Source organism: Peribacillus deserti, assembly GCF_002863585.1.
Taxonomy (GTDB): domain Bacteria; phylum Bacillota; class Bacilli; order Bacillales; family DSM-1321; genus Paraperibacillus; species Paraperibacillus deserti_A.
On record NZ_PGUY01000018.1, the window covers coordinates 1 to 22,900 of the forward strand.

Annotated in this window: 18 protein-coding genes and 2 riboswitches; of the genes, 14 read left to right on the forward strand and 4 right to left on the reverse strand. The window is 43.0% G+C overall.

The features are described 5' to 3' along the window. Window positions 1-511 precede the first annotated feature (511 nt). Window positions 512-802, reverse strand: a complete 291-nt coding sequence (locus tag CUU66_RS06475; RefSeq protein ID WP_101640865.1) for a hypothetical protein — start codon at window positions 800-802, stop codon at window positions 512-514. 134 nt (window positions 803-936) lie between these two features. Here CUU66_RS06475 and dapF point away from each other — a divergent pair, with 134 nt between their 5' ends. Continuing rightward, on the forward strand, window positions 937-1,920 hold the full coding sequence (gene dapF / locus CUU66_RS06480; RefSeq protein WP_101640866.1) for a diaminopimelate epimerase: 984 nt from the start codon (window positions 937-939) through the stop codon (window positions 1,918-1,920). Between the two features lie 360 nt (window positions 1,921-2,280). Here the strand turns inward: dapF and CUU66_RS06490 are convergent, their stop codons facing one another. The 3 genes from CUU66_RS06490 to ligD form a co-directional block, all read right to left on the reverse strand. Next, window positions 2,281-2,580 (reverse strand): hypothetical protein, encoded by a 300-nt coding sequence (locus CUU66_RS06490; protein ID WP_101640868.1) that lies wholly within the window; start codon window positions 2,578-2,580, stop codon window positions 2,281-2,283. 96 nt (window positions 2,581-2,676) lie between these two features. Beyond that, window positions 2,677-2,910, reverse strand: coding sequence for a hypothetical protein (locus CUU66_RS06495; RefSeq protein ID WP_101640869.1), 234 nt, complete (start codon window positions 2,908-2,910; stop codon window positions 2,677-2,679). A gap of 27 nt (window positions 2,911-2,937) precedes the next feature. Then, complete coding sequence (ligD, locus tag CUU66_RS06500) at window positions 2,938-4,770, reverse strand: DNA ligase D (RefSeq protein ID WP_101640870.1); 1,833 nt, start codon at window positions 4,768-4,770, stop codon at window positions 2,938-2,940. A 188-nt stretch (window positions 4,771-4,958) separates the two neighbouring features. On the opposite strand from ligD, the gene ku reads away from it, so the two are divergent. The 13 genes from ku to hutI all read left to right on the forward strand — a co-directional run bounded on the left by ku (window position 4,959) and on the right by hutI (window position 22,261). Further along, window positions 4,959-5,801, forward strand: a complete 843-nt coding sequence (gene ku, locus CUU66_RS06505; RefSeq protein ID WP_101640871.1) for a non-homologous end joining protein Ku — start codon at window positions 4,959-4,961, stop codon at window positions 5,799-5,801. A 375-nt stretch (window positions 5,802-6,176) separates the two neighbouring features. Beyond that, entirely contained in the window at window positions 6,177-6,881 is a 705-nt protein-coding gene (locus CUU66_RS06510; RefSeq protein ID WP_101640872.1) for a phosphatase PAP2 family protein, read from the forward strand. Between the two features lie 305 nt (window positions 6,882-7,186). After that, window positions 7,187-7,293: riboswitch (SAM riboswitch) on the forward strand. Window positions 7,294-7,387: 94 nt separating this feature from the next. Continuing rightward, complete coding sequence (locus tag CUU66_RS06515) at window positions 7,388-8,551, forward strand: trans-sulfuration enzyme family protein (protein ID WP_101640885.1); 1,164 nt, start codon at window positions 7,388-7,390, stop codon at window positions 8,549-8,551. 318 nt (window positions 8,552-8,869) lie between these two features. Continuing rightward, window positions 8,870-9,202 (forward strand): SIS domain-containing protein, encoded by a 333-nt coding sequence (locus CUU66_RS06520; protein ID WP_101640873.1) that lies wholly within the window; start codon window positions 8,870-8,872, stop codon window positions 9,200-9,202. Window positions 9,203-9,479: 277 nt separating this feature from the next. Further along, entirely contained in the window at window positions 9,480-10,073 is a 594-nt protein-coding gene (locus CUU66_RS06525) for an MOSC domain-containing protein (protein WP_257967918.1), read from the forward strand. Window positions 10,074-10,144: 71 nt separating this feature from the next. Beyond that, window positions 10,145-10,912: a sporulation protein YunB gene (yunB, locus tag CUU66_RS06530; RefSeq protein ID WP_101640874.1), complete on the forward strand. Its 768-nt coding sequence runs from the start codon at window positions 10,145-10,147 to the stop codon at window positions 10,910-10,912. Between the two features lie 141 nt (window positions 10,913-11,053). Next, a riboswitch (SAM riboswitch) is annotated at window positions 11,054-11,155 on the forward strand. 88 nt (window positions 11,156-11,243) lie between these two features. Further along, complete coding sequence (locus CUU66_RS06535; protein ID WP_101640875.1) at window positions 11,244-13,091, forward strand: bifunctional homocysteine S-methyltransferase/methylenetetrahydrofolate reductase; 1,848 nt, start codon at window positions 11,244-11,246, stop codon at window positions 13,089-13,091. Continuing rightward, window positions 13,084-16,530, forward strand: coding sequence for a methionine synthase (gene metH / locus CUU66_RS06540; RefSeq protein ID WP_101640876.1), 3,447 nt, complete (start codon window positions 13,084-13,086; stop codon window positions 16,528-16,530). Before CUU66_RS06535 ends, metH begins: the two co-directional genes overlap by 8 nt. A 58-nt stretch (window positions 16,531-16,588) precedes the next feature. Next, complete coding sequence (locus tag CUU66_RS06545; RefSeq protein WP_101640877.1) at window positions 16,589-17,050, forward strand: GNAT family N-acetyltransferase; 462 nt, start codon at window positions 16,589-16,591, stop codon at window positions 17,048-17,050. A 133-nt stretch (window positions 17,051-17,183) separates the two neighbouring features. Further along, window positions 17,184-17,633 (forward strand): hut operon transcriptional regulator HutP, encoded by a 450-nt coding sequence (gene hutP / locus CUU66_RS06550; RefSeq protein ID WP_101640878.1) that lies wholly within the window; start codon window positions 17,184-17,186, stop codon window positions 17,631-17,633. A gap of 92 nt (window positions 17,634-17,725) precedes the next feature. Next, window positions 17,726-19,246, forward strand: coding sequence for a histidine ammonia-lyase (hutH, locus tag CUU66_RS06555; protein ID WP_101640879.1), 1,521 nt, complete (start codon window positions 17,726-17,728; stop codon window positions 19,244-19,246). Window positions 19,247-19,285: 39 nt separating this feature from the next. Continuing rightward, window positions 19,286-20,953 (forward strand): urocanate hydratase, encoded by a 1,668-nt coding sequence (gene hutU, locus CUU66_RS06560; protein ID WP_101640880.1) that lies wholly within the window; start codon window positions 19,286-19,288, stop codon window positions 20,951-20,953. Window positions 20,954-20,983: 30 nt separating this feature from the next. Then, window positions 20,984-22,261 (forward strand): imidazolonepropionase, encoded by a 1,278-nt coding sequence (hutI, locus tag CUU66_RS06565; RefSeq protein ID WP_101640881.1) that lies wholly within the window; start codon window positions 20,984-20,986, stop codon window positions 22,259-22,261. Window positions 22,262-22,900: the final 639 nt, after the last annotated feature.

A 22,900-nucleotide genomic window follows, 5' to 3' on the forward strand; every position in this document is an offset into this window, starting at 1 on the left:
TCAAGAAAAGATCCATCCAAAAGCTGAATGATGATCTTTTTTAATTAGAGGCAAAACACTAAAGAAAAGTAGACACCTGATAAAGAAGACTTGCTGATTGGCAAGCGACAGCGAAGACAGAAGCATAGTCGCCCTTACCACGCTCGTAACGCCACGTCCTGTGGCCCCGCCTGGCTCGCACATCCTGTGCTTCGTGCGTTAGCCCGGCATAAGACTAGCGGCAGTAAAAGGCCGATTTTGCCTTTTAATTGCGATTGGCTAGACCCGCGGTGTCAGTCCGGAGCTGGAAAATGCCCGCTGCTCCCGCAGGAGTCTCGCACCTTACGCTCCAATCGACCTGACTGAACAATAGGGTGCCGTCAAAACTTTAAAAAAACAACAATCTTTAGAAAAGAGCCATAATAAAAAATAAGTCAAAACCGGGACTATAGGATAGATACCCGGTTTTTCATTTTTCATATATGTAAATGTATATTAATGGTTTGAAGCAGCCGCATAAGCCGCTGCTTCCTTATAGAAAGCTTTTTTGCGGTTTGATATATCTTCTCAGCTCAATAAGGAGCATTTTAAGGACAGAGCTGGGGAGCTCTATGCTGCTTAAGTCCTCCGGGATAGGATATATTCCGAATTCATTAAACTTCACTCTGATTCTGCCTTTCCAAAGCAGCTGTTTTTCTTTTGTATATATTTCAGTATCGACCGAAGCTATTTTAGTTAACTGATCTTCTAGAAGATCGGATACTTCACCAATAAAGAAATCAAATAGATAAGTTGAGTTTTTCCATGTAGAATATACTTTCATATCACACACTTCCTTTTCGAAGGGAGTTTTTTCTTTTATAATAGTATTAGGATGATAGATTAGTAAAATAAATGGACTTAATAAGCCATATAGTATGAATGCTCATATTATAGATGATACCGGGGGAGATTTTTATGAAGATCGATATAATAAAATGCCATGGGTCGGGCAACGACTTTATTCTTATAGATGAAATGAATGCAATGCTGCCTTTCACAGATGAGGAGAGAGCAAGTCTTGCAATTGCTATTTGCAGCAGGGATAGTGCCGTTGGAGGCGATGGAATCTTATTTGTGCAGGACAGTCCTCATGCTGATGCCAAAATGCGGATTTTTAATTCCGATGGATCTGAAGCGTCGATGTGCGGCAATGGACTTCGCTGTGTGGCTAGATATGCATGTGAGAAATTAGGCCGCCATAAGCTGGTAATCGAAACGATGAAGGCGGATTTAGAGGTCGAAAAAACCGAGGATATCTTTGAGGGGATCCCGACCTTCCGGGTGGAAATATCACCGGTTTCCTTCCAGCTTTCTGATTTGCCCTTACATTTAGACCAAGACGCAGTGTTTAACGAAAAAATACCTCAGCTGTCTGAGGACTTACTTTTTACGGCAGTTGCTGTTCCCAATCCACATCTTATTGCCATTGTTGATGAAGCGGTCCTTGCTTCGGATGTGCAGGAAACTCTTTCAATAAAGGTAAATAAACCAAACACGCTGTTCCCTGACGGAGTAAATGTAAGCTTTGTACGCCTCCTTGAAAAAAACCACATTTTTGTTCGTACATTTGAAAGAGGTGTTGGATTCACGAATGCCTGTGGAACGGCCATGTCGGCTTCAAGCCTCGTCTCCTGCCTGCATGAAGGAAATGAACCTGAAACTGAAATTTCCGTTTATAATAATGGCGGTAAAGTAAAATGTGTGGTCCACCAAATCGACGGAGAAACAAAGATTGATTTGATAGGAAATGGTACGTATGAGTACACGGCGTCCCTTCAGGTTGATCCAGAAGATTTCAGTTCTGCCGCAGTATTGGATAAAGAAGAATTCCAAGAAGAAAAGGAATTGTACGCAATGCTTCAGGATGAAGTGACTGCTTATTTAACATCTTTTAAATAAAGCGAAAAAGGCTTAACCCAACAAGAAAATCTCTTTTGGGTTAAGCCTTTTTAATAAAGTTTGCCTTTCAGGTGTCTGCGTTTCAATTAAATTAATCGGAAACAAAAATTCAATATCAAACTGCTTTTCAATTAGCAGGTGCATGAAAAGCACCGTTCTCCGCTTTTCTTGTGGTCCAGCTGCAATCTGAGACCCTCGAGTCATAAGCCGAGCAGTCCATGAGAAGAAAGGACGCTTCTCACGGCCTGCTCGTCTTATGCTTAGCTGACGCATAAGTGCGACTAAGCTTCTGTCTTCGCTGTCGCTCGCCAATCAGCAAGTCTTCTTTATCGGATCTCTGCCTTCTTTTACATTTTACTTTTAAAAGTAAATATGATCTTCATTTATTTTTATAGGGGTTAAAGTTAGAAGGCACCGCTTTCCGCTTTTCTTGTGGTCCAGCTTCGAACTGACACTTTCGGTCATAAGCCAATCGCCATCAAAAGGCAAACCCGGCCTTTCGCTGCCGCTTTTCTTATGCCTTTCAGGTGTCTGCTTTTCAATTAAATTAATCGGAAACAAAAATTCAATATCAACCTGCTTTTCAATTAGCAGGTACATGAAAAGCACCGTTCTCCGCTTTTCTTGTGGTCCAGCTGCAAGCTGAGACCCTCGAGTCATAAGCCGAGCAGTCCATGAGAAGAAAGGGCGCTTCTCATGGCCTGCTCGTCTTATGCTGTTCGGATCTCTGCCTTCTTTTACATTTTCCTTTTAATATTAAATATGAAATTCATTTATTTTTATAGGGGTTAAAATTAGAAGGCACCGCTTTCCGCTTTTCTTGTGGTCCAGCTTCGAACTGACACTTTCGGTCATAAGCCAATCGCCATCAAAAGGCAAATCCGGCCTTTCGCTGCCGCTTTTCTTATGCCTTTCAGGTGTCTGCTTTTCAATTAAATTAATCGGAAACAAAAATTCAATATCAACCTGCTTTTCAATTAGCAGGTACATGAAAAGCACCGTTCTCCGCTTTTCTTGTCACTTGCCTCGTGATTTTAAAAACCTCAGGATATCTTGAAAAGGCTGGTTATTTCTGGCTTCATCATATCCTTTAAATGGACATCCTATTGTCCTGATACGGTCCGGAACGGTTTGGATTGTGTAATCCCGCAGGTTAAGGTTTTCGTTTACTTCATTCCAAAAAAGCGGGACCGCCACGCCGCCAAAGCTATTTGCTCTTGCTGAATAGGGGGCGATGATTGTTTTCCCAGGTGCATGCTGGACAAAGTCAAGGTAAAGGCGATCTTCCCTTTGTTTTTTTAGTCGTTCGACCGTAAAATCATCAGGATGCATATTAATTAATAAATCGGCTAAAAAATTTGTGAACAGCCTTGTATCTTTGTAGCTGTAAGTTTCTTTTTGCAGAGGTATATGCAGCTGGATTCCCCTGTTCCCTGAAGTTTTAATAAACGAGATGAGATGCAGCGAGTCCATCACTTTTTTTAGCTCTAATGCAGCTTTTACAGCAAGCTGAAATTGTGCCGGTGTAGCGGGATCAAGATCTAATACCAGTTCGTCCGGCTTTTGGCTGCCTGCTTCCTGAAAGGGGATATGGAATTCAATGGAGGCAAGATTTCCGAGCCATAATAAGGTATCCATTGAATCACATATAATGTACTTAATGTCTCCCTCCAAAGCGGTTCTGACAAAAGGGGGAGCATAATCCGGAACGTTTTTTTGAAAAAATCTTTCCTCCAAAATTCCGTCCGGATATCGGATTACTGTTAATGCCTTATTTCTGCAATAGAAGAGGAGCCATGAGCTGACGGTTTGAAGGTAGTTCAAAAAATCCACTTTTGATGCTCGGAGTTCTTTGCTGTCCCAAAGCAGCTTGCCGCGGTTTGACACTTTGATCTTTTCAGGAAAATGAAAAGAATCTTGTAAAAATTCCTCCCAGGTACAATCCTCAGGCGCTGCATTCAAAAGGAACGAATCAAAATGAGGTTCCCTTAATTCGTTATCATATAGGTGCAGATATTTAACGGATGCACATAGAGATGGCGGCAGATAATAAAAATCCTTGTCTTCATAATTGAAATTGCTTTTAAAAATGGTCTCCAGTGTTCGTTTTTCTTCTTTTGTGAATCCGTCTTTAACAGAGCCAATCGAAACAGGTTCTGAATCTTTGTAAAGTCCGATTTGAAAGTATTGATTCGATTTATGATACGCAAGAAAAAAACAGGATACGGTTTTTTTATTTTTTACCTTTATCCACTGGGAACTTCTTTTGTCAGGTGTATACCTGCTGTCCTGGTGTTTTGCAATGAGCCCTTCACCGTCATGTAACAGAATCTGTTCCCACAAAGCTTCAGCATCTGTTTCGGCGGGAATATATTGAATGACTTTCTCTGATAAAGGATCGGGAATAAGCGGCCAATCTAAAGTGGCAAACAAAGATTGTAATCTTTTCTTTCTCTCCGCGAAAGGCAGCGCCGTAAAGTCTTCTCCAGAGGCCTTAAGGATATCGAATACCAGAAGCCTGCAGGGGGAAGCCTTTGAACTGGCATGTATCTTTGCATTAGTGCGCATTCTCCCCCTTAGCTGAATGCTTTCGAAATGGCCTTTTAGTGGATTTTCCAGCCATACCAATTCTGCATCTAGAGATAGTGGGAGATAGGGAGTCAGCACTGCTTGGTGTTCCGAAATAAACTGTGTCAGTTCCGGAAATTGAGGCTCAAGCGGCTTGTTATTCCTGCTTGTCAGCTTAATCTCATCCTGGGATATATCGAGGATAGCTCGAAAACCATCGTATTTGACTTCATAAAACCATTCCCGCCCCTTTGGAATCTCAAAGGCAGGAGTAAGCAGCATAGGTTTCAATAGCCTCTTCCTTTCTGATCCGAAGTTTTACACAGAAGTATTTGTATAGTCACTGTATGTTGCAGCTGTATTTTTCTAATAGATTCTCCAAAAAAAATTAAAATGATTACCAAAATTGTGCGTGTATTCTTCCTTGTTAAGAGAGAAACATTAATAAAAAAACAGCGCAGGTGAAAAGAATGCATACGATATGGAAAGGAAGCATAAGCTTCGGGCTCGTAAATATACCGATAAGATTACATTCAGCAACAGAGGATAAAGACATTTCGCTTAGGACCCTTCATAAAGAATGTCATACTCCAATTAAATATGAAAAGGTTTGTCCCGTCTGCAACAAGCAGGTAGAGAAAGAAGAGCTTGTGAAAGCATTTGAATATACAAAAGGAAAGTTTGTAGTGTTAGAGGATAAAGAGCTGGAGGAACTGAAAAAAGTAAATGAAGCTAAAGCAGTGGAAATTGTCGACTTTGTAAAAATAGAGGAAATTGATCCGATCTATTTTATGAGGAGCTATTATCTCTCGCCGAACGAGGGGGGAGGAAAAGCATATACATTGCTAAGAAAAGCTTTACAGGAGTCACAGAAGGTCGGTATTGCAAAAATTGTCATCCGATCCAAGGAACAGCTGGCTGTAGTCCGGGTATTTGAGAATACTCTGTTGATGGAAACCATCTATTTTCCGGATGAAGTGAGGGCAGCGTCAGATGTCCCAAATGTTCCGGCTGAGACAGATGTATCAAAAAGGGAGCTAGACACAGCGATTATGCTGATAGACCAGCTTACCACTGAATTTGAACCGGGAAAGTATCATGACGACTACCGGACTGCTTTAATGGAACTGATTGAATCCAAGAAAAACGGGGAAACGGTCATCCCGAAAGAACGTGATGTTCCTGAGTCGAATGTTATGGATCTCATGGCAGCCCTGCAGGCATCCATTGATAAAACGAAAGGCGATGAACCCAAGAAACCGGCAGCTAAAAAGAAAAGAGCCGCCCCAGCGAAAGTAAAGAAAAAAGCGTAACCTGCGAAACCCGGTGAAGCCGGGTTTTTATTCATACTTTTTAATTGTAATGGTACGTTGACATAATTATTTTTTATCTGATCCAATTATTCAAATTTTAGCTTTATTATTTTTTATCTGTGGCAATTATTTTACATAAAGCATAATTATTTCCTTTGTCTAATATGTAAAGCAGCTTTTTTGCTATTGGCTGCGCGGAACTTAACCATAGCCTTTTTGTAAATCCGTACCAATTTTTGCTTATCTAATGTTTTATTGCATTTGTTACAGATCCGTTAACCATGCTCCGGGCAATGATTTCATATTAGTGGACTACTTATAATCTTTTAGGGTATATTTCAAGGAATACAAAATTCTACCTACAGGTGATGATCGGTGAATCAACAGAAGAAAATATTATTAACAGTTAGTCAAATCCTGTACATACTTTTTACCGCAGTGATGCTTATAAGCGGTTCGGCCATTTTTATTTACTTGAGCAATAAATTAAGACAGCATGACCTAAGCCGGTTTGATAATCATTTTATTGACCTGATACAAGGAATGATCTCACATCGGTCAACACTCATTATGGAATTCTTTACGTTTATAGGATCGGTCTTATTTATAGGCATAATGGTCCTTTTGCTGGCTGTTTTGTTTATCTGCTTTAAATGGCCAAGATATGCAGCGTTTTTAGTTCTATCATCAGGTCTCGGGGGCTTGTTTAATTTCTTTCTAAAATGGCTTTTCAAACGGGAACGCCCGGATCTGCTGCCCCTGATCCAAGAGCATGGCTTCAGTTTTCCGAGCGGACATTCTATGGGATCTTTTATTTTTTACGGATCCCTGGCGATTATACTAGCCAAACTGTCTCATAAAAGGGCAATGAACTGGATAGCCGGCATGATCTTCGCAGTCGTGATCTTGTTAATTGGAATAAGCCGAATCTATCTGGGTGTCCACTATCCAAGCGATGTGGTTGCTGGGTTCGCTGCCGGGGGAGTATGGCTGACAGTCTGTCTTGTCGGACTCGAATATTATGAATTCCGTCAAAAAGTCATTCAGAATAAAGCGGACATGCTGCGCCAGGATGAATAGATGATCCGTTCACAAGGTCTGTGCTGATTTTTCCTGCGGCTTGGAAAATGTCTAGACACAGATATGAGGGTAATAGAATCAAACACTATTATTGATGTGTTTGGGGGAGGATTAAACATATATAGTGAAAAGGAAACAGGATGGATACATCCACTTAGATGCTGACACAGGGAAAGAAATGCCGGCTTTAGTTTATTTGAGTAAACAAACATAAAAGTCCATATTGTAAAACTATTTCAAAAATATTGACATCTACTGTACTCAAGGGGTATCATTACCCTCAAGCATCCAAAAACAAAATATAACTCTTATCAAGAGTGGTGGAGGGACTGGCCCGATGAAGCCCGGCAACCATCAAGCATTTGCTTGAACGGTGCTAATGCCAGTAAATCGTCAATTTAGCCGATGAGAGAAAAATGCTATTGTATGAAAAAGCGTTCTTCTCTGAAGGGCGCTTTTATTTATGTTGGTATGCACCCAGAAAACATGAAAGAGAGATGAAAACAATGAAAATTGAAACATTGCTTGTGAGGGCGGGACTGCAGAAAGATCCTTTGACTGGTTCAATCAGCACACCTATTTACCAAAGTGCGACCTTCAGCCACCCTGAACTTGGAAAAAGTACAGGATATGACTACTCCAGAACAGCCAACCCTACCCGGACTGCACTTGAAGAAGCGATCGCCAAACTTGAAGGAGGCCAAAGAGGCTTCGCCTTCTCCTCTGGAATGGCAGCAATCACGTCCATACTCTTCCTGTTTAAGCCAGGTGATCATTTAATCGTGTCTGATGATTTATATGGCGGCACATACCGACTGCTCGAGGAAGTATTCAGCCATTACGGAATAAGCGCCTCTTATATTGATACATCTTCACCTGAAGCTATTTCTGAATCGATCATCAGCTCAACAAAAGGGATTTTTATTGAAACGCCTACGAATCCGCTGATGAAGGTGACAGATCTTGGAGCGGCATTGGCAATTGCTAAGAGGCACGGGCTGATTTCGATAGTTGATAATACTTTCATGACGCCATACTTACAACAGCCGATTTCCTTTGGAGCGGATATAGTAATGCACAGTGCCACCAAGTACCTTGGCGGTCATAATGATGCAGTGGCAGGGCTTGTAGTAACAGCTGATCAGGAGCTGTCAGAAAAACTTGCAAAAATCCATAATGGTGCCGGTGCCATATTAGGGCCTCAGGACTCTTGGCTTATACTGAGAGGAATGAAGACGCTGGCAATCCGGCTTGAACGCCAGCAGGAAAATACCCAAAAAATCGCCGAGTGGCTGGCTGATCATCCATCCATAGAAAAAGTGTATTATCCTGGCCTGAAAGACCACCCGCAATTTGAAATATCCACCAGACAGGCGAGCGGTTATGGAGCGATGCTTTCCTTTACGGTTAAAGATATCAGTCTGGTTCCTGTTATCCTGAAAAACTTGAAAATTATCAGTTTTGCAGAAAGCCTTGGCGGAGTGGAAAGCTTAATTACCTATCCTGCCACACAAACACATGCAGATATCCCATTAGAAGTGCGCGAGGCCAGGGGTATCACCGATAAACTCCTTAGATTATCGGTAGGAATCGAGGATGCCGAAGATTTAATCAATGACTTACAATCCGTGCTGGAAGTTTCAGATCAGATAGAAGCGGTGCGAAGCTAAAAAAGAGATCAGGTTGCCCCAAATTGGGGCAGCTTGATTTTTGCAAAAAAAAAATCGCTCGTGGATGAGCGATCAGTGAGGAAAATTACTTAAGGTTGATCAATATATAGGCTGATTTTTAAATATTCAGACTACATATTGTGACTTGATTCTAGCATACTCGATATTATATTACAAGAATCTGCGGCATATTTTTTTGGGAAAAGCAGAAATACAACTAGGCAGCGGTTATTAGACTCCAGGGCACCTAGGCTAGAAACTCTTAGAAACTCCAAGTTAGATTACAGTTCATATAAAGGGGATTAAGATCACAGGTCAATTTCAGATGGCGATATTCTTGTAGCTGTGTCCGGTTCAGGAACAACCAAAAATGTGGTCTGGACAGCAGAAAAAGCTAAAACGGCAGGCGTCAGAATTATTGCCGTTACGACGGAAAACGACTCTCCTTTAGCAAACCAGGCGTCATTCATCATACAGGTTCCTGCTGCCGCGAAATATCGGAAAGCTGGGGAAACGGATACGATCCAGCCGCTTGGTTCATTATTCGATCAATGCGTACATATTCTTTTCGATTACAAATGCCTTGAATTTGCTGCCTTTAAAGAAGTCAGTCATGAACAGGCTTTTCAGAAGCACAGCAATATGGAATAGGTGTTGTTGGTCCTTCCGTCTAAGACTGGGAGGGCTTTTCTTTTCCAGGCGTGCAACAGAAAGTAAGGACACACCTTCTTTGATAAAACGAAAATGAGCCGGCAATAGTGAATAGGGTATATTGGTGAAATACCGCTTTGGAAGCCTCATATCGTTAAAACACTACATTACTATGCATCCAAAGCTTAGTGAAGATATAATAAATATAAAAAACCGGATCGGAGTGTAGCAATTGAATAAAAAAAGCCTTGTTTCTCTTCAAATTGGGAGGCCACAGTTGAAAAAATACAATCATTTGGTCATGAAGACGGCGATTAGCAAGGTAACTCAGGAATACGCAGACTTAACGGAAGATGGGTTTGTGGGTGACGGCCAGGCAAACCTGAAGCATCATGGCGGACCGGATCGTGCGGTTTGTTTTTATCCGTATGAGCGCTATTCGTATTGGGAGGAAAGATTTAAGCAGAAATTATCTCTTCCCGCTTTTGGGGAAAACGCCACTGTATCAGGAATGCTTGAACAGGAGATGTACATAGGGGATGTCCTGCAGCTGGGGGATGCTGTTGTGCAGATTTCAGAAGGGAGAATTCCTTGTGCAACGGTATCGATGCAGAACAATCAGCCTGAGTTCCTTAAGAAATTATTGGATACCGGCTATACCGGGTATTTTGCCAGAGTGATCAAGGCGGGAAGAGTCGAAAAAGGGTCAGACATTGTGCTGCTTGATCGAAAGCAGGAGGCAGTTTCCGTTTTGTATGCAAACCGGGTGATGTTCAGGGATCAAGATGACATTGAAGGAGCAAGAACCGTTATAGAAGCGGAAGGGCTCGGTAAAGGGTGGAGGAACAGGCTGGAAAAGAGAATACAGTAACAGATGAAAACCTCTGAAACTATACTACTGCATGAAGTACTAGCATAGAAATAGTGAAAAGGAGGTTTTTTATGTACAGAAAAAATTACAGAAGCAAACTTGCCTTTTTTAGAGGGAAAGGCCCTCTGCCTGCCCGGCTTGTATTTCTATATTCGTTCATTCTATTTATGATCTCCTGTCTATTTTCCGTAATCCTGATTGATCAAGCAATAGAGCCGATAATCATAAATATTGCAAAAAGCGAGATTAAGAGAGTGTCATCAGAAGTCATAAATGAATCAATTGATGAAAACATTGCAGAGCATGATATGGAGGATCTAATCATTGTCCATTTCAAGGATGAAGGAAAAACACCTGCTTTCAGCTTTAATCCTAAAATTTATAACAGTATCCGGTCCTCCACAACAAAAGATATTCAGAGAAAGCTGGGGATTAACGAAGATCAGCAGTTTTATGAAGGTCAATCCGATAAAGTGGATTCCGACCAGTTTAAATCCCTTGTTTACAACATTCCTTTAGGCGTAGTCACACACAATTCCCTGCTCGCCAGCCTTGGACCGAAAATTCCGGTGAGAATGTCTTTAATCGGAAATGTAGAGCCGGATTTTAAAACAAAATTTACAGACGCCGGAATCAATAATACGTACCTTGAGCTGTTTGCGCATTTTAAAATTAATGTCCAGATCGTTATTCCATCATATTCTGAAAAAATGCTTGTTGAGCAGGAAATCAGCTTGGGCGGCATTTTTGTTCCTGGGGATGTACCTGATTATTATAGTGAAGATGGGGGGAAATCTCCCGCTCCGGCAATAGTGAAACCCGCGAGCCCGAAAAAATAATATTATTACTTGAATAATATATTGATAAACAAAAAGAATTAAGGTAAATTAAAAGAAAGATTTTTAAAAGTTTTAAATATTTTAATAATTTTGGATGTAACGCTTTGCTGGCAAAGATTTGGTAAAGCAAAAAAATAAAACATCTTATCCAGAGAGGTGGAGGGACTGGCCCGCAGAAGCCTCAGCAACCAGCCGTGTGGCATGGTGCTAAATCCAGCAAGCATTATGCTTGGAAGATAAGGAGATGCCTTGGTGGAAAGCCTTCTTCTTATAGAAGGTTTTTTTTATTCCGCATAAAGGTTGCATCTCCATAAAAATGGAGGCAGAAACAATGAACTTTAGAGAAGAAATTCAAAAAAGGATCCTGGTCGGCGAAGGAGCCATGGGAACCCAGTTATATTCCCACGGTATCGATGCCTGTTATGAGGAATTGAATCTCCTCAATCCAGCACAAATTGAGAGCATTCATGCAGCTTATGTAAAAGCTGGAGCTGATATTCTACAGTCGAACACATATGGAGCCAATTATTTTAAATTAAAAAGGTATGGCCTCGAAGACGAAGTAAGCCGAATTAATAGGAAGGGTATTCAAATTACAAGGAAAGCAGCGGCGGAAAATACGTTTGTATTTGGAACAATTGGAGCCACAAGAAGCTTTCGGAAATCTGATTTAAGCCTTGATGAAATTAAGCGCGGATTTCGAGAACAGCTTTATAGTCTCCTGATAGAAAATCCTGATGGAATATTGCTGGAGACATATTATGACTTTGAAGAATTGACTGCGGTTCTTGCCATCGCAAAGAGGGAAACTTCCCTCCCGATTATTTCAAATGTTTCATTGCACGAAATTGGCTACTTGCAAAATGGGATGCATTTAGCTGAAGCGCTGCTGAGGCTTGAGGACGCGGGGGCAGATGTTGTGGGTGTAAACTGCCGTCTGGGTCCGCATCATATGGTACGTTCCCTGGAGGAAGTACCGATCCCAAACCGTTCTTATTTAGCTGTTTATCCAAATGCAAGTCTGCCGGATTTGGAGGATGGAAGATTAGTTTACCAGGCCAATCCTGAGTATTTCGGCCAAAAGGCACTGGAGTTAAGGCGTGAAGGCGCGAGAATTATCGGAGGCTGCTGCGGAACAACGCCTCATCATATAGAGAGCGTCAAGAAAGCAATTGAGGGCTTGGAACCTATATTGAATAAAGAAATTAAATCTAGAAAAATAGAAATAAACGTACTTCAGGATCCCAAACCAGGAAAATCACTGAGCAGGCAGGCAGTAGAAAAAAGAACCATTCTTGTAGAGCTCGACCCTCCAAAAAAATTAGGCATTGCTAAATTCATAGAAGGTGCAGAAGCTTTAAGACAGGCAGGCGCAGATTCTGTAACACTTGCTGACAATTCTCTTGCAACACCAAGGATCAGCAACATCTCACTCGGCTCTCTATTGAAAGAAAAAAGCAATATCAATCCCATGATCCACATTACCTGCCGGGACAGAAACTTGATCGGCCTGCAGTCACATTTAATGGGTTTGTCTACTCTTGGATTAAACGAAGTGCTGGTTGTTACAGGTGACCCATCAAAAATTGGAGATTTCCCAGGTGCGACATCCGTATATGACCTGTCATCCTTTGATTTAATAGCTTTAATCAACCAATTTAATGAAGGGCTGTCTTATTCAGGCAAGCCGCTGGGACAGAAAACAAACTTTAATATCTCGGCTGCATTTAATCCTAATGTCCGTTATTTGCACAAAGCAGTTGAACGGATGGAAAAGAAAATTTCCTTCGGGGCCCAATCCTTCCTAACACAGCCGATATATTCGGAGGATCAGATTGATGAAGTGTATGAAGCTGTGAAACATGTAAAGACCCCCATTTTTATCGGAATCATGCCGCTGACAAGTTCAAGGAACGCCGAATTTATCCATCATGAGGTACCGGGAATCTCACTTCCCGATTCTGTGAGGAAAGCTATGGCATCAGCGGGGAATGATCCGGTGCAGGCTGCAAAGGAGGGTATCGCCATTGCAAAGGCTCTTACTGAAAAAGCGATGGAAAAGTTTAATGGTATTTATCTAATTACACCGTTTCTGCGATATGAGCTTACCGCAGAATTAACAAGGCATGTTCACCGTTTAGATGCATCCAGAAGAGTGGGAGTGACAGTGAATGATTAAAGCAGATTTTAAAAGCAGGTTAAAAGAAAAAATATTAATCCTCGATGGGGCAATGGGAACGATGATACAGGAAGCGGACCTCTCGTTCGAGGACTTTGGAGGCGAAGAATATGAAGGCTGTAATGAATATCTCTCATTGACTTCACCTCGGACAATAGAAAACATCCACACTGCGTATCTCGCCGCCGGAGCCGATATAATCGAAACCAATACCTTCGGTGCGACCAGCATTGTACTCGATGAATATAATCTCGGCCACATGGCTTTTGAATTAAACGCAGTTTCGGCGCAAATTGCTAGAAAAGCGGCAGACCAATACACCTCTCTTGAATTCCCTAGGTTTGTGGCAGGTTCCATCGGTCCTACTACTAAAACCCTTTCCGTCACAGGAGGGACTACTTTTGACCTTTTAGCGCAGTCGTATGAGGAGCAGGTTCAAGGTTTGATAAAGGGCGGTGTCGATCTTCTTCTGGTTGAAACGTCGCAGGACATGCTGAACGTTAAGGCAGCATTTTCAGGGATTAAAAGAGCATTTATGGACAATGGCAAGGAGCTTCCTATCATAATTTCCGGAACCATTGAACCCATGGGGACAACTCTTGCCGGCCAGTCTATTGAAGCCTTTTATCTTTCCTGTGAACATATGAAGCCTGTAGCTGTTGGATTGAATTGTGCAACTGGCCCTGAGTTTATGACCGATCATATCCGCAGTTTATCCTTTATCTCCAAATCAGGGGTAAGCTGCTATCCGAATGCCGGGCTGCCTGATGAAGAAGGCCATTATCATGAATCTCCAGCATCTCTTGCTGGAAAGGTTAAGCAATTCGCAGAAAAAGGCTGGCTTAATATCGCGGGCGGATGCTGCGGAACGACTCCTGCGCATACTGCGGCAATGGCTGAAGCTCTTAATGAAATGAAACCAAGAGAAATTAAAGCAGAAGGCAGCCAGCATGGCATTTCTGGTATAGAACCGCTTGTTTATGATGAATCTATGAGACCTTTGTTTGTCGGAGAGAGGACAAATGTAATCGGATCCCGTAAATTCAAGGAGCTCATCCGTGATAAACAATATGAGCAGGCGTCTGAAATTGCAAGGGCCCAAGTTAAAAAAGGAGCACATGTTATTGATATCTGCCTGGCAGATCCCGATGGTGACGAGCTTGGGGATATGGAAGTATTTATACAGGAAGTTGTCAAAAAAGTGAAAGTGCCGCTAGTCATTGATTCCACTGATGAAGAAGTCATTGAAATAGCCCTAAAGCATTCACAGGGAAAGGGCATTATTAACTCTATCAATTTAGAAGATGGCGAAGAACGATTTGAAAAAGTGATTCCATTAGTCCAAAAATATGGAGCGGCTGTTGTTGCGGGCACCATTGATGAGATAGGTATGGCTGTTACATCAGACCGCAAGCTTGAAATTGCAGCCAGGACATACCATCTATTAGTCCATAAATATGGGCTGTCCCCTAGTGATATTATTTTTGATCCTTTAGTTTTTCCAGTCGGTACAGGGGATGAGCAGTATATAGGAGCAGCAGCAGAAACCGTAAACGGAATTAAGAAAATTAAAGAAGCTTTTCCAGAAACACTTACCATTTTAGGAATCAGTAATGTGTCGTTCGGTCTGCCGCCCCGGGGGAGAGAAGTGTTGAATGCAGTTTATCTGTATCACTGTACAAAGGCAGGACTTGATTATGCGATTGTAAATACCGAAAAGCTAGAGCGCTTTGCAAGTATTCCAGAAGATGAAATTATTCTCGCTGAGAAGCTGTTATTTCACACGTCCAGAGACACTCTTCAGGAATTTACTGATTATTATCGGGACAAAAAGCCAGAAAAAAAAGAAAAGCATAAGCAGCTTCCTGTAGAACAGCGTCTTTCACAATATATCATTGAAGGCACAAAACAGGGACTTATTGAAGATCTAGACGAAGTTCTTTCTAGAGGAGATACACCGCTTGAAATCATTAACGGTCCATTGATGAGTGGAATGAGTGAAGTAGGGAGGTTGTTTAATGACAATCAGCTGATCGTGGCGGAAGTCCTTCAAAGCGCTGAAGCCATGAAGGCAGCTGTAGCCCATCTAGAGCCATTAATGGAAAAATCGTCGCAAAATGCATCAAAAGGTAAAGTGCTCCTCGCTACAGTTAAAGGAGATGTTCATGATATCGGAAAGAACCTGGTAGATATCATCCTGACCAATAACGGCTTTGATGTGGTGGATTTAGGAATCAAGGTAACTTCTCAACAGATTATAGAAGCAGTAAGAACTCATTCACCTTCCGTAATTGGCCTCTCGGGACTCCTTGTGAAATCAGCTCAGCAAATGGTCCTCACTGCACAGGATCTTAAACAGGCGGAAATCGACCTGCCCATTATGGTTGGGGGAGCCGCTCTGTCAAGGAAATTTACGGATTTTAAGATTGCACCTGAATATGAAGGCACAGTGCTGTACGCAAAAGATGCTATGGATGGTCTCAGCCTTGCCAACAGCCTTCATGATGAAGAAAAAAGGGAGGCACTTCTTTTACAGGTAAATGAGAAACGGCAGAAATCTGCAGTGGGTTCTGCGACGGCTGTCCTTGTGAGGAATAAACCCACTGTCAAAAGGTCCAGAGTAACTGCAAATCATCCTGTAATGAAGCCTCGTGACCTTAAACGGCATGTTTTAAAAAATTATCCGCTGGAGCAAATCATTCCTTACATCAACAAACAAATGCTAATTGGCCACCATCTCGGGTTAAAAGGCAAAGTCGGGGAGCTCATACAAAAAAAGGATGAAAAAGCTCTATTCCTAAATGGATTGGTTGATTCACTTCTTCAAAACATGTCACAGAGCGCTGAGTATACGGTAAACGGAATCTACCGGTTTTATCCTGCACAAAGTGAAGGAAACAAGGTTTATATCTACAAACCTGAGGACCACTCGGTAATCCTGGAAATCCTTGATTTTCCGCGGCAGCAATCTGAGCCTTATTTATGTCTGGCTGACTATGTTAAAAGTAAAGCTTCTGGTGAACTGGATTATATCGGCATGTTTATAGTGTCAGCGGGAAAAGAAATCAGGTCCTGGGCATCCCGTTGGAAAGAGCAGGGAGATTTTCTGAAGAGCCATGCTATTCAGGCTGTGGCACTTGAAACCGCAGAAGCCTTCGCGGAAAGGATGCACCATGTAATGAGGGATGCATGGGGCATACCAGACTCCATTGACATGACTATGAAAGAAAGATTTGCAGCCAAATATACAGGTCAGAGATATTCATTCGGCTATCCTGCCTGCCCCAATCTTGAGGATCAGGAAAAGCTATTCCGATTGCTTAAGCCAAATGACATTGGCATCACACTTACAGATGGCTGCATGATGGAACCGGAGGCATCCGTATCTGCGTTTGTGGTATCACATCCGGAAGCCAGATATTTTAATGTAGACAGATAGGGATCAGCAGAAAGCGGGGCCCTGCACACCTTCGCCTCATTTTATAAAGAGGATTAAAATGGAAGTAAAACGTGAAGCTATAATACAAGGAGTCAATATGAAATACATGATCCGCTATGCAAATTGGAATGACCTAGAAAACTGCCTGATGTTTGAGCATCATCCTGATGAGGCACTGCTGCTGACAAAAATAGAGCTGGAGCAGTTAATAATCCTGGAAATAGATGGGGAAGCAGCGGGATATGTAAAAATAGATTACATTTGGGGAAGCCTCCCGTTTATCAGTTTGATTAAAGTGAGGGAAGGAATCAGAGGAAAAGGGTATGGAACCCAGCTTCTTAAGTTCTTGGAGAACACTCTGAAAGAAAAGGGCTTTTCAGTACTGCTTTCTTCCTCACAGGTAAATGAGGCAGGTCCGCAGGAATGGCACCGTAAACAGGGATTTCAAGAATGTGGAATATTGACTGGTATTAATGGGGAGGGAATAGGAGAACTCTTTTTTAAAAAGGCTCTTTTCTAAAAAGATTGTGATGAAACTTCCTATACAGATCAGGAGTTCATAATAATTTGTTTGACAGGACAAAATCAAACACTATAAACTGGAGATAGTTATTAGTTAATTTAGAAAATTTATTAAATTAAGTGAGATGGGTATGCTGCAGATAAAGCGAAATCGAATCGGATTGAATGCTATAATGCTGGCTTCGACCGAGTCAGACGAAGAAAAAATGCTGTACAGGGACCTGCGCGAGAGCGGATATATCTTCTGCAGCGGCAAAGTGGGTTCCATGGATACTCATAAAATTGTAGCGGCCATTGAAACAGCGGCCAAACGAAACGAAGTAGTTGATGGCTCGCTTTACCGCGAAATTCATGCTTTGTATCATAGTTCCATTGAAGCTGTCCAAGGTATGACCAGAGGGCAGGCGCAAATAGGGGAGCTGCTAAGGACAGTGGGCCTCAGGTTCGCAGTACTGAGAGGAAATCCGTTTCATAATCCTGAAGAAGGCGAGTGGATCGCGGTAGCGCTGTACGGAACAATCGGTGCGCCCATCAAAGGGTTTGAACACGAAACGGTAGGGTTAGGGATAAATCATATTTAAAATTTTTTCAGTCCATAGTTAAAAGTTAAATGGGGGCTGTATCACTTTATGTGGTACAGCCCCTTTATTATGTTAAAGAGGTGACGAGGTAGATGGTTATATTAAACGGAGAATCCTTGACTTTGCAGGAGGCGTATCATGTTCTGTTTGAGAAGGAAGGTATTACTGCATCACCTGAGGCACTGGCGAGGGTCATAAGCAGCAGGCAGGCCGTGGAAAAAATTGTTGCCGAAAAAAGAATTGTTTATGGAATAACGACAGGCTTCGGAAAGTTCAGCGATGTATTAATCGACAGCAGAGATGTCGATGCTCTGCAGACAAACCTGATTCTTTCGCATGCGTGCGGTGTAGGGGACCCCTTTCCTGAAATTGTATCGAGAGCAATGCTCCTGTTAAGGGCCAATGCTCTTTTGAAGGGATATTCAGGAGTCCGCCCTATCGTAATCGAAAGGCTGATCCAGATGGTAAATACGGAAATCCATCCAGTGGTTCCCCAGCAGGGATCACTGGGGGCAAGCGGTGATTTAGCGCCGCTGTCCCATTTAGCCATGACCTTGATGGGAGAAGGCGAAGTGTTTTATCAGGGCACAAGAGTGCCGGCAATACAGGCTTTGGCAGCAGAAGGAATCCCGCCTTTAACTCTAGAGGCAAAAGAAGGACTCGCTTTAATAAACGGCACTCAGGCGATGACTGCTATGGGTGTCATAACTTATCTGGAAGCAGAGAGACTTGCTTACCAGTCTGAAGGAATTGCGGCAATAACGATGGAAGGGTTACAGGGAATCATAGATGCCTTTGATGAAGATATCCATAGGGTAAGGGGCTACAAGGAGCAGATGGATACAGCGGAACGAGTGAGAGGCTGGCTCTCTGGCAGTGAGCTCACCACGAAACAGGGTGAAATACGGGTTCAGGATGCCTATTCCCTTCGATGTATCCCCCAGGTCCATGGAGCTTCATGGCAGGTGCTGCACTATGTAAAAGAAAAATTAGAAATTGAGATGAATGCGGCCTCCGATAATCCGTTGATTTTCAATGGCGGCAGTAAAGTGATTTCAGGCGGTAACTTTCATGGACAGCCGATTGCTTTCGCCATGGACTTCTTGAAGCTTGGAGTCGCTGAACTCGCCAATATTTCTGAGCGGAGAATTGAAAGGCTGGTCAATCCGCAGCTGAACGATCTTCCCCCTTTTTTAAGCCCCCAGCCCGGGTTGCAGTCAGGAGCGATGATTATGCAATATGCAGCGGCCTCACTCGTTTCTGAAAATAAGACTCTTGCACATCCTGCCAGTGTCGATTCTATTCCATCTTCAGCCAATCAGGAAGATCATGTGAGCATGGGTACGATTGCCGCACGGCATGCCCATCAAATCGTAGGCAATGCAAGGAATGTGCTGGCCATTGAAATGATATGCGCCATGCAGGCTGCGGAATATAGAGGCAGAAACATGATGGCGGCCAAGACGGCTTCTCTTTTAAAAGAAGCTCGGGAAATCGTGGATTCAATTGATAAAGACCGCATATTTTCTAAGGATATTGAAAAAATGGCTTCCTGGCTGAAATCAACGGACTTTCTTCCTTTTTTAGAAACAAGGTCTTCGGTGAATCTATGAAACTATTACCTGACAAATTGAATGTGGAGGCTGGAACAAATGGAAAAAAGCATGGCTAAAAGAGTTGTTAAAAATTATCGTGGAACGGAATTACATGCAAAAGGGTGGATTCAGGAAGCGGCAATCAGAATGCTGATGAACAATTTAGATGAAGAGGTGGCAGAACGCCCGGAAGATCTTGTTGTTTATGGCGGGATAGGTAAGGCAGCAAGAAATTGGGAATGTTATGATGCCATCATCAAATCACTGCATGAACTGGAAAATGATGAAACTTTATTAATTCAATCAGGAAAACCTGTTGCGGTTTTCAAATCCCATAGTGATGCACCAAGGGTCCTTCTCGCTAATTCAAATCTTGTGCCTGCCTGGGCTAATTGGGATCACTTCCATGAACTCGACAAAAAAGGGCTTATGATGTATGGGCAGATGACGGCCGGCAGCTGGATTTATATCGGCAGCCAGGGAATTGTCCAGGGGACCTATGAAACCTTTGCAGAGCTTGCCCGCCAACATTTTGACGGTACACTAAAAAATACCATCACACTGACTGCCGGACTCGGAGGAATGGGAGGAGCACAGCCGCTGGCCGTGACCATGAATGATGGAGTGTGTTTAGCTATTGAGGCAGATGAATCGAGAATAGAAAGGAGACTGGAAACGAAATACCTGGATGTAAAAGCAGCAGACGTTCAGACGGCGATAGCGATGGCAAGAGAAGCAAAGAATAAAGGAACTGCCATATCAATTGGACTGCTCGGTAATGCTGCTGAAATACTTCCCAATATGCTCAGTCAGGGATTTATACCAGATATCTTAACAGATCAGACGTCGGCACACGATCCTTTGAATGGGTACATACCCATTCACATGTCGCTCTCTGAAGCGAAGGATCTAAGAGAAAGTAATCCAGTTGAATATATAAGAAGATCAAAGGCAAGCATGGCGAGGCATGTCCAATCGATGCTTGACATGCAGGAAAAAGGTGCGGTGACTTTTGACTATGGAAACAACATCAGACAGACAGCGAAGGATGAAGGCATAGAGAATGCGTTTGACTTTCCTGGGTTTGTACCAGCCTATATCCGCCCGCTGTTCTGTGAAGGCAAAGGACCCTTTAGATGGGCTGCCCTTTCTGGAAATCCTGAGGATATTGCCAGAATTGACCAAGCCATCTTAAGGGAATTTGCCTTTAATGAATATTTATGCCACTGGATCAAAATGGCCGGGGAAAAAATAGCCTTTCAAGGTCTTCCAGCCCGCATTTGCTGGCTGGGATATGGGGACCGGGCTAAGCTTGGGCGCATCATCAATGATCTCGTTGCGTCAGGAGAGGTGACGGCGCCTATTGTGATTGGAAGGGACCATCTGGATGCTGGTTCGGTAGCATCTCCTAATCGGGAAACGGAAGCGATGAAGGACGGAAGCGATGCAGTGGCGGACTGGCCGATTTTAAATGCCATGATCAATGCAGTCGGCGGTGCAAGCTGGGTATCGGTCCACCATGGAGGCGGGGTCGGGATGGGCTACTCGCTTCATGCTGGGATGGTAATCGTGGCGGATGGTACAAAAGAAGCGGAGATAAGGCTGGACAGAGTGTTGACCACTGATCCGGGCATGGGAGTGGTGCGCCATGCAGATGCGGGATATGGGGCAGCTATCCAGACCGCAAAAGCCAAAGGGATTCACATCCCCATGCTAAAAGATTAAGTGAACATTATATGGAAAGGAGACAGGAAGATGGGTGATACAATCCTTATTCGCAATGCTTCCCAGCTTGTGACCTTAAAAGGGAGTTCAGAAGCACCGCTTACGGGTCAAGGTATGTCAAATCTTGAAATTATTGAAAATGGAACTGTATGGATTAAAGATGGAGTCATCAAAGCGGCCGGCCGGGATGAGCAAATCATGGCTGATTATGAGGCCGGCAATGAAGCAGCTGAAATCATAGATGCACGCGGTAGACTGGTAGTGCCAGGCCTAATCGACCCGCATACCCATCTTATCCATGCGGGAAGCAGAGAAGAAGAATTTAACATGAGATTGTCAGGAGCCACATATATGGACATCATGAATGCGGGAGGAGGGATTCATGCAACCGCCTCCAAAACGAGGATGGCTTCACGGGAGGAGTTGTTTAGGAAAGCTTTCGCTAATCTGAATGAGTTCCTGCTGCATGGCGTTACAACAGTTGAGGCAAAAAGCGGCTATGGAATGGAGTGGGAGACCGAGAAAAAACAGCTGCTGGCTGCGAAGGATTTAAATGAACATCATCCAATCGATATTATCAGCACCTTTATGGGAGCACATGCTGTCCCTGCGGACTATAAAGAAAGACCGGAAGAATTTGTTGATCATATCATTGATTACATGCTCCCAAAGATAGTGGAAGAAGGTCTCGCTGAATTTAATGATGTCTTCTGTGAACAGGGTGTATTTAGACCGGACCAGGCCAGGAGAATTCTAGAAGCAGGAAAAAAACTGGGCTTGAAAGCAAAAATTCATGCAGACGAGATTGAACCCTATCAGGGGGCAGAGCTTGCGGCTGAACTGGGAGCCATTACTGCAGATCATTTGCTGAAAGCAACGGATGCGGGTATTAAAAGAATGGCTGAAGCAGGGGTGATCGGAGTACTCCTTCCGGGAACAGCCTTTTTCTTAATGGCTGAATTTGCGAATGGAAGGAAAATGATAGATTCAGGGGTGCCTGTCGCACTATCCACAGATTTCAACCCGGGTTCTTCGCCGACTGTTTCGCTGCCTCTCATCATGAACCTTGCATGCTTAAAAATGGGCATGACACCAGCTGAGGTGATCACTGCAGTAACCATAAATGCTGCCCATGCGATTGGCCGGGGAAAAGAGATAGGCAGCATCGAGATTGGCAAAAAGGGAGACATCACCATATTTAATGTGCCTAACTACATGAAACTTCAATACTCATTTGGAGTGAATCATACACATACCGTGATAAAAAACGGCCGGGTCGTGGTTAGAGAACGAAAACTAGTTTTCTAGCAGGGAACAAATAAGGGCCCTCTTTAGGGTCCTCAGGCTGTCGAGAATCTCTCAGCAGCCATTTTTTTGTTCTGTTAGACGCGATTCCATCCAGCCTGGCACGTTAGTCTCGTTTCCTGCCCGGTCTTCTTCCTGAAATTAACCAATGCTTTTCCATTCAACCAAGGATTCACACTTGGCAATCAGCATATTCCGAAAAAGAAAAGCATAAAGGCCGGTGGATAATCATAAAGCACCAAACATAAGCATAGGAAGCAGAAAGATAATCATAAACATGGAAAAGATAAGCATAAAACCCTGGAACTTAAGCATAAGCCTTCAATATATAAGCATATTTCTAAGAAAGGTAAGCATAAACCCTATTGCGGGGTTCTGGTTCCTTCTCATTTTAAAAAAACTCTTCAAAAAAGCCTCTTTTTCCTGAGCTGAGGAAGTCAACTTGGAAGAGCAGTTACCAAAATTTGAATTTATCAGCAAAAAACAATAGTTTTTCAGTAAAAATGGACTGCAATTTCCCATGCTGTTTTGCAGTCGTGCGGTTCCCCACTAGATGAGGGCCTTCTGGGGTTCCTCTTTTTGTTTGATTTAGGGTTGACGAATGCGCTGAATCTGCTGATCCCCCTCAATTTCTGAAACTAC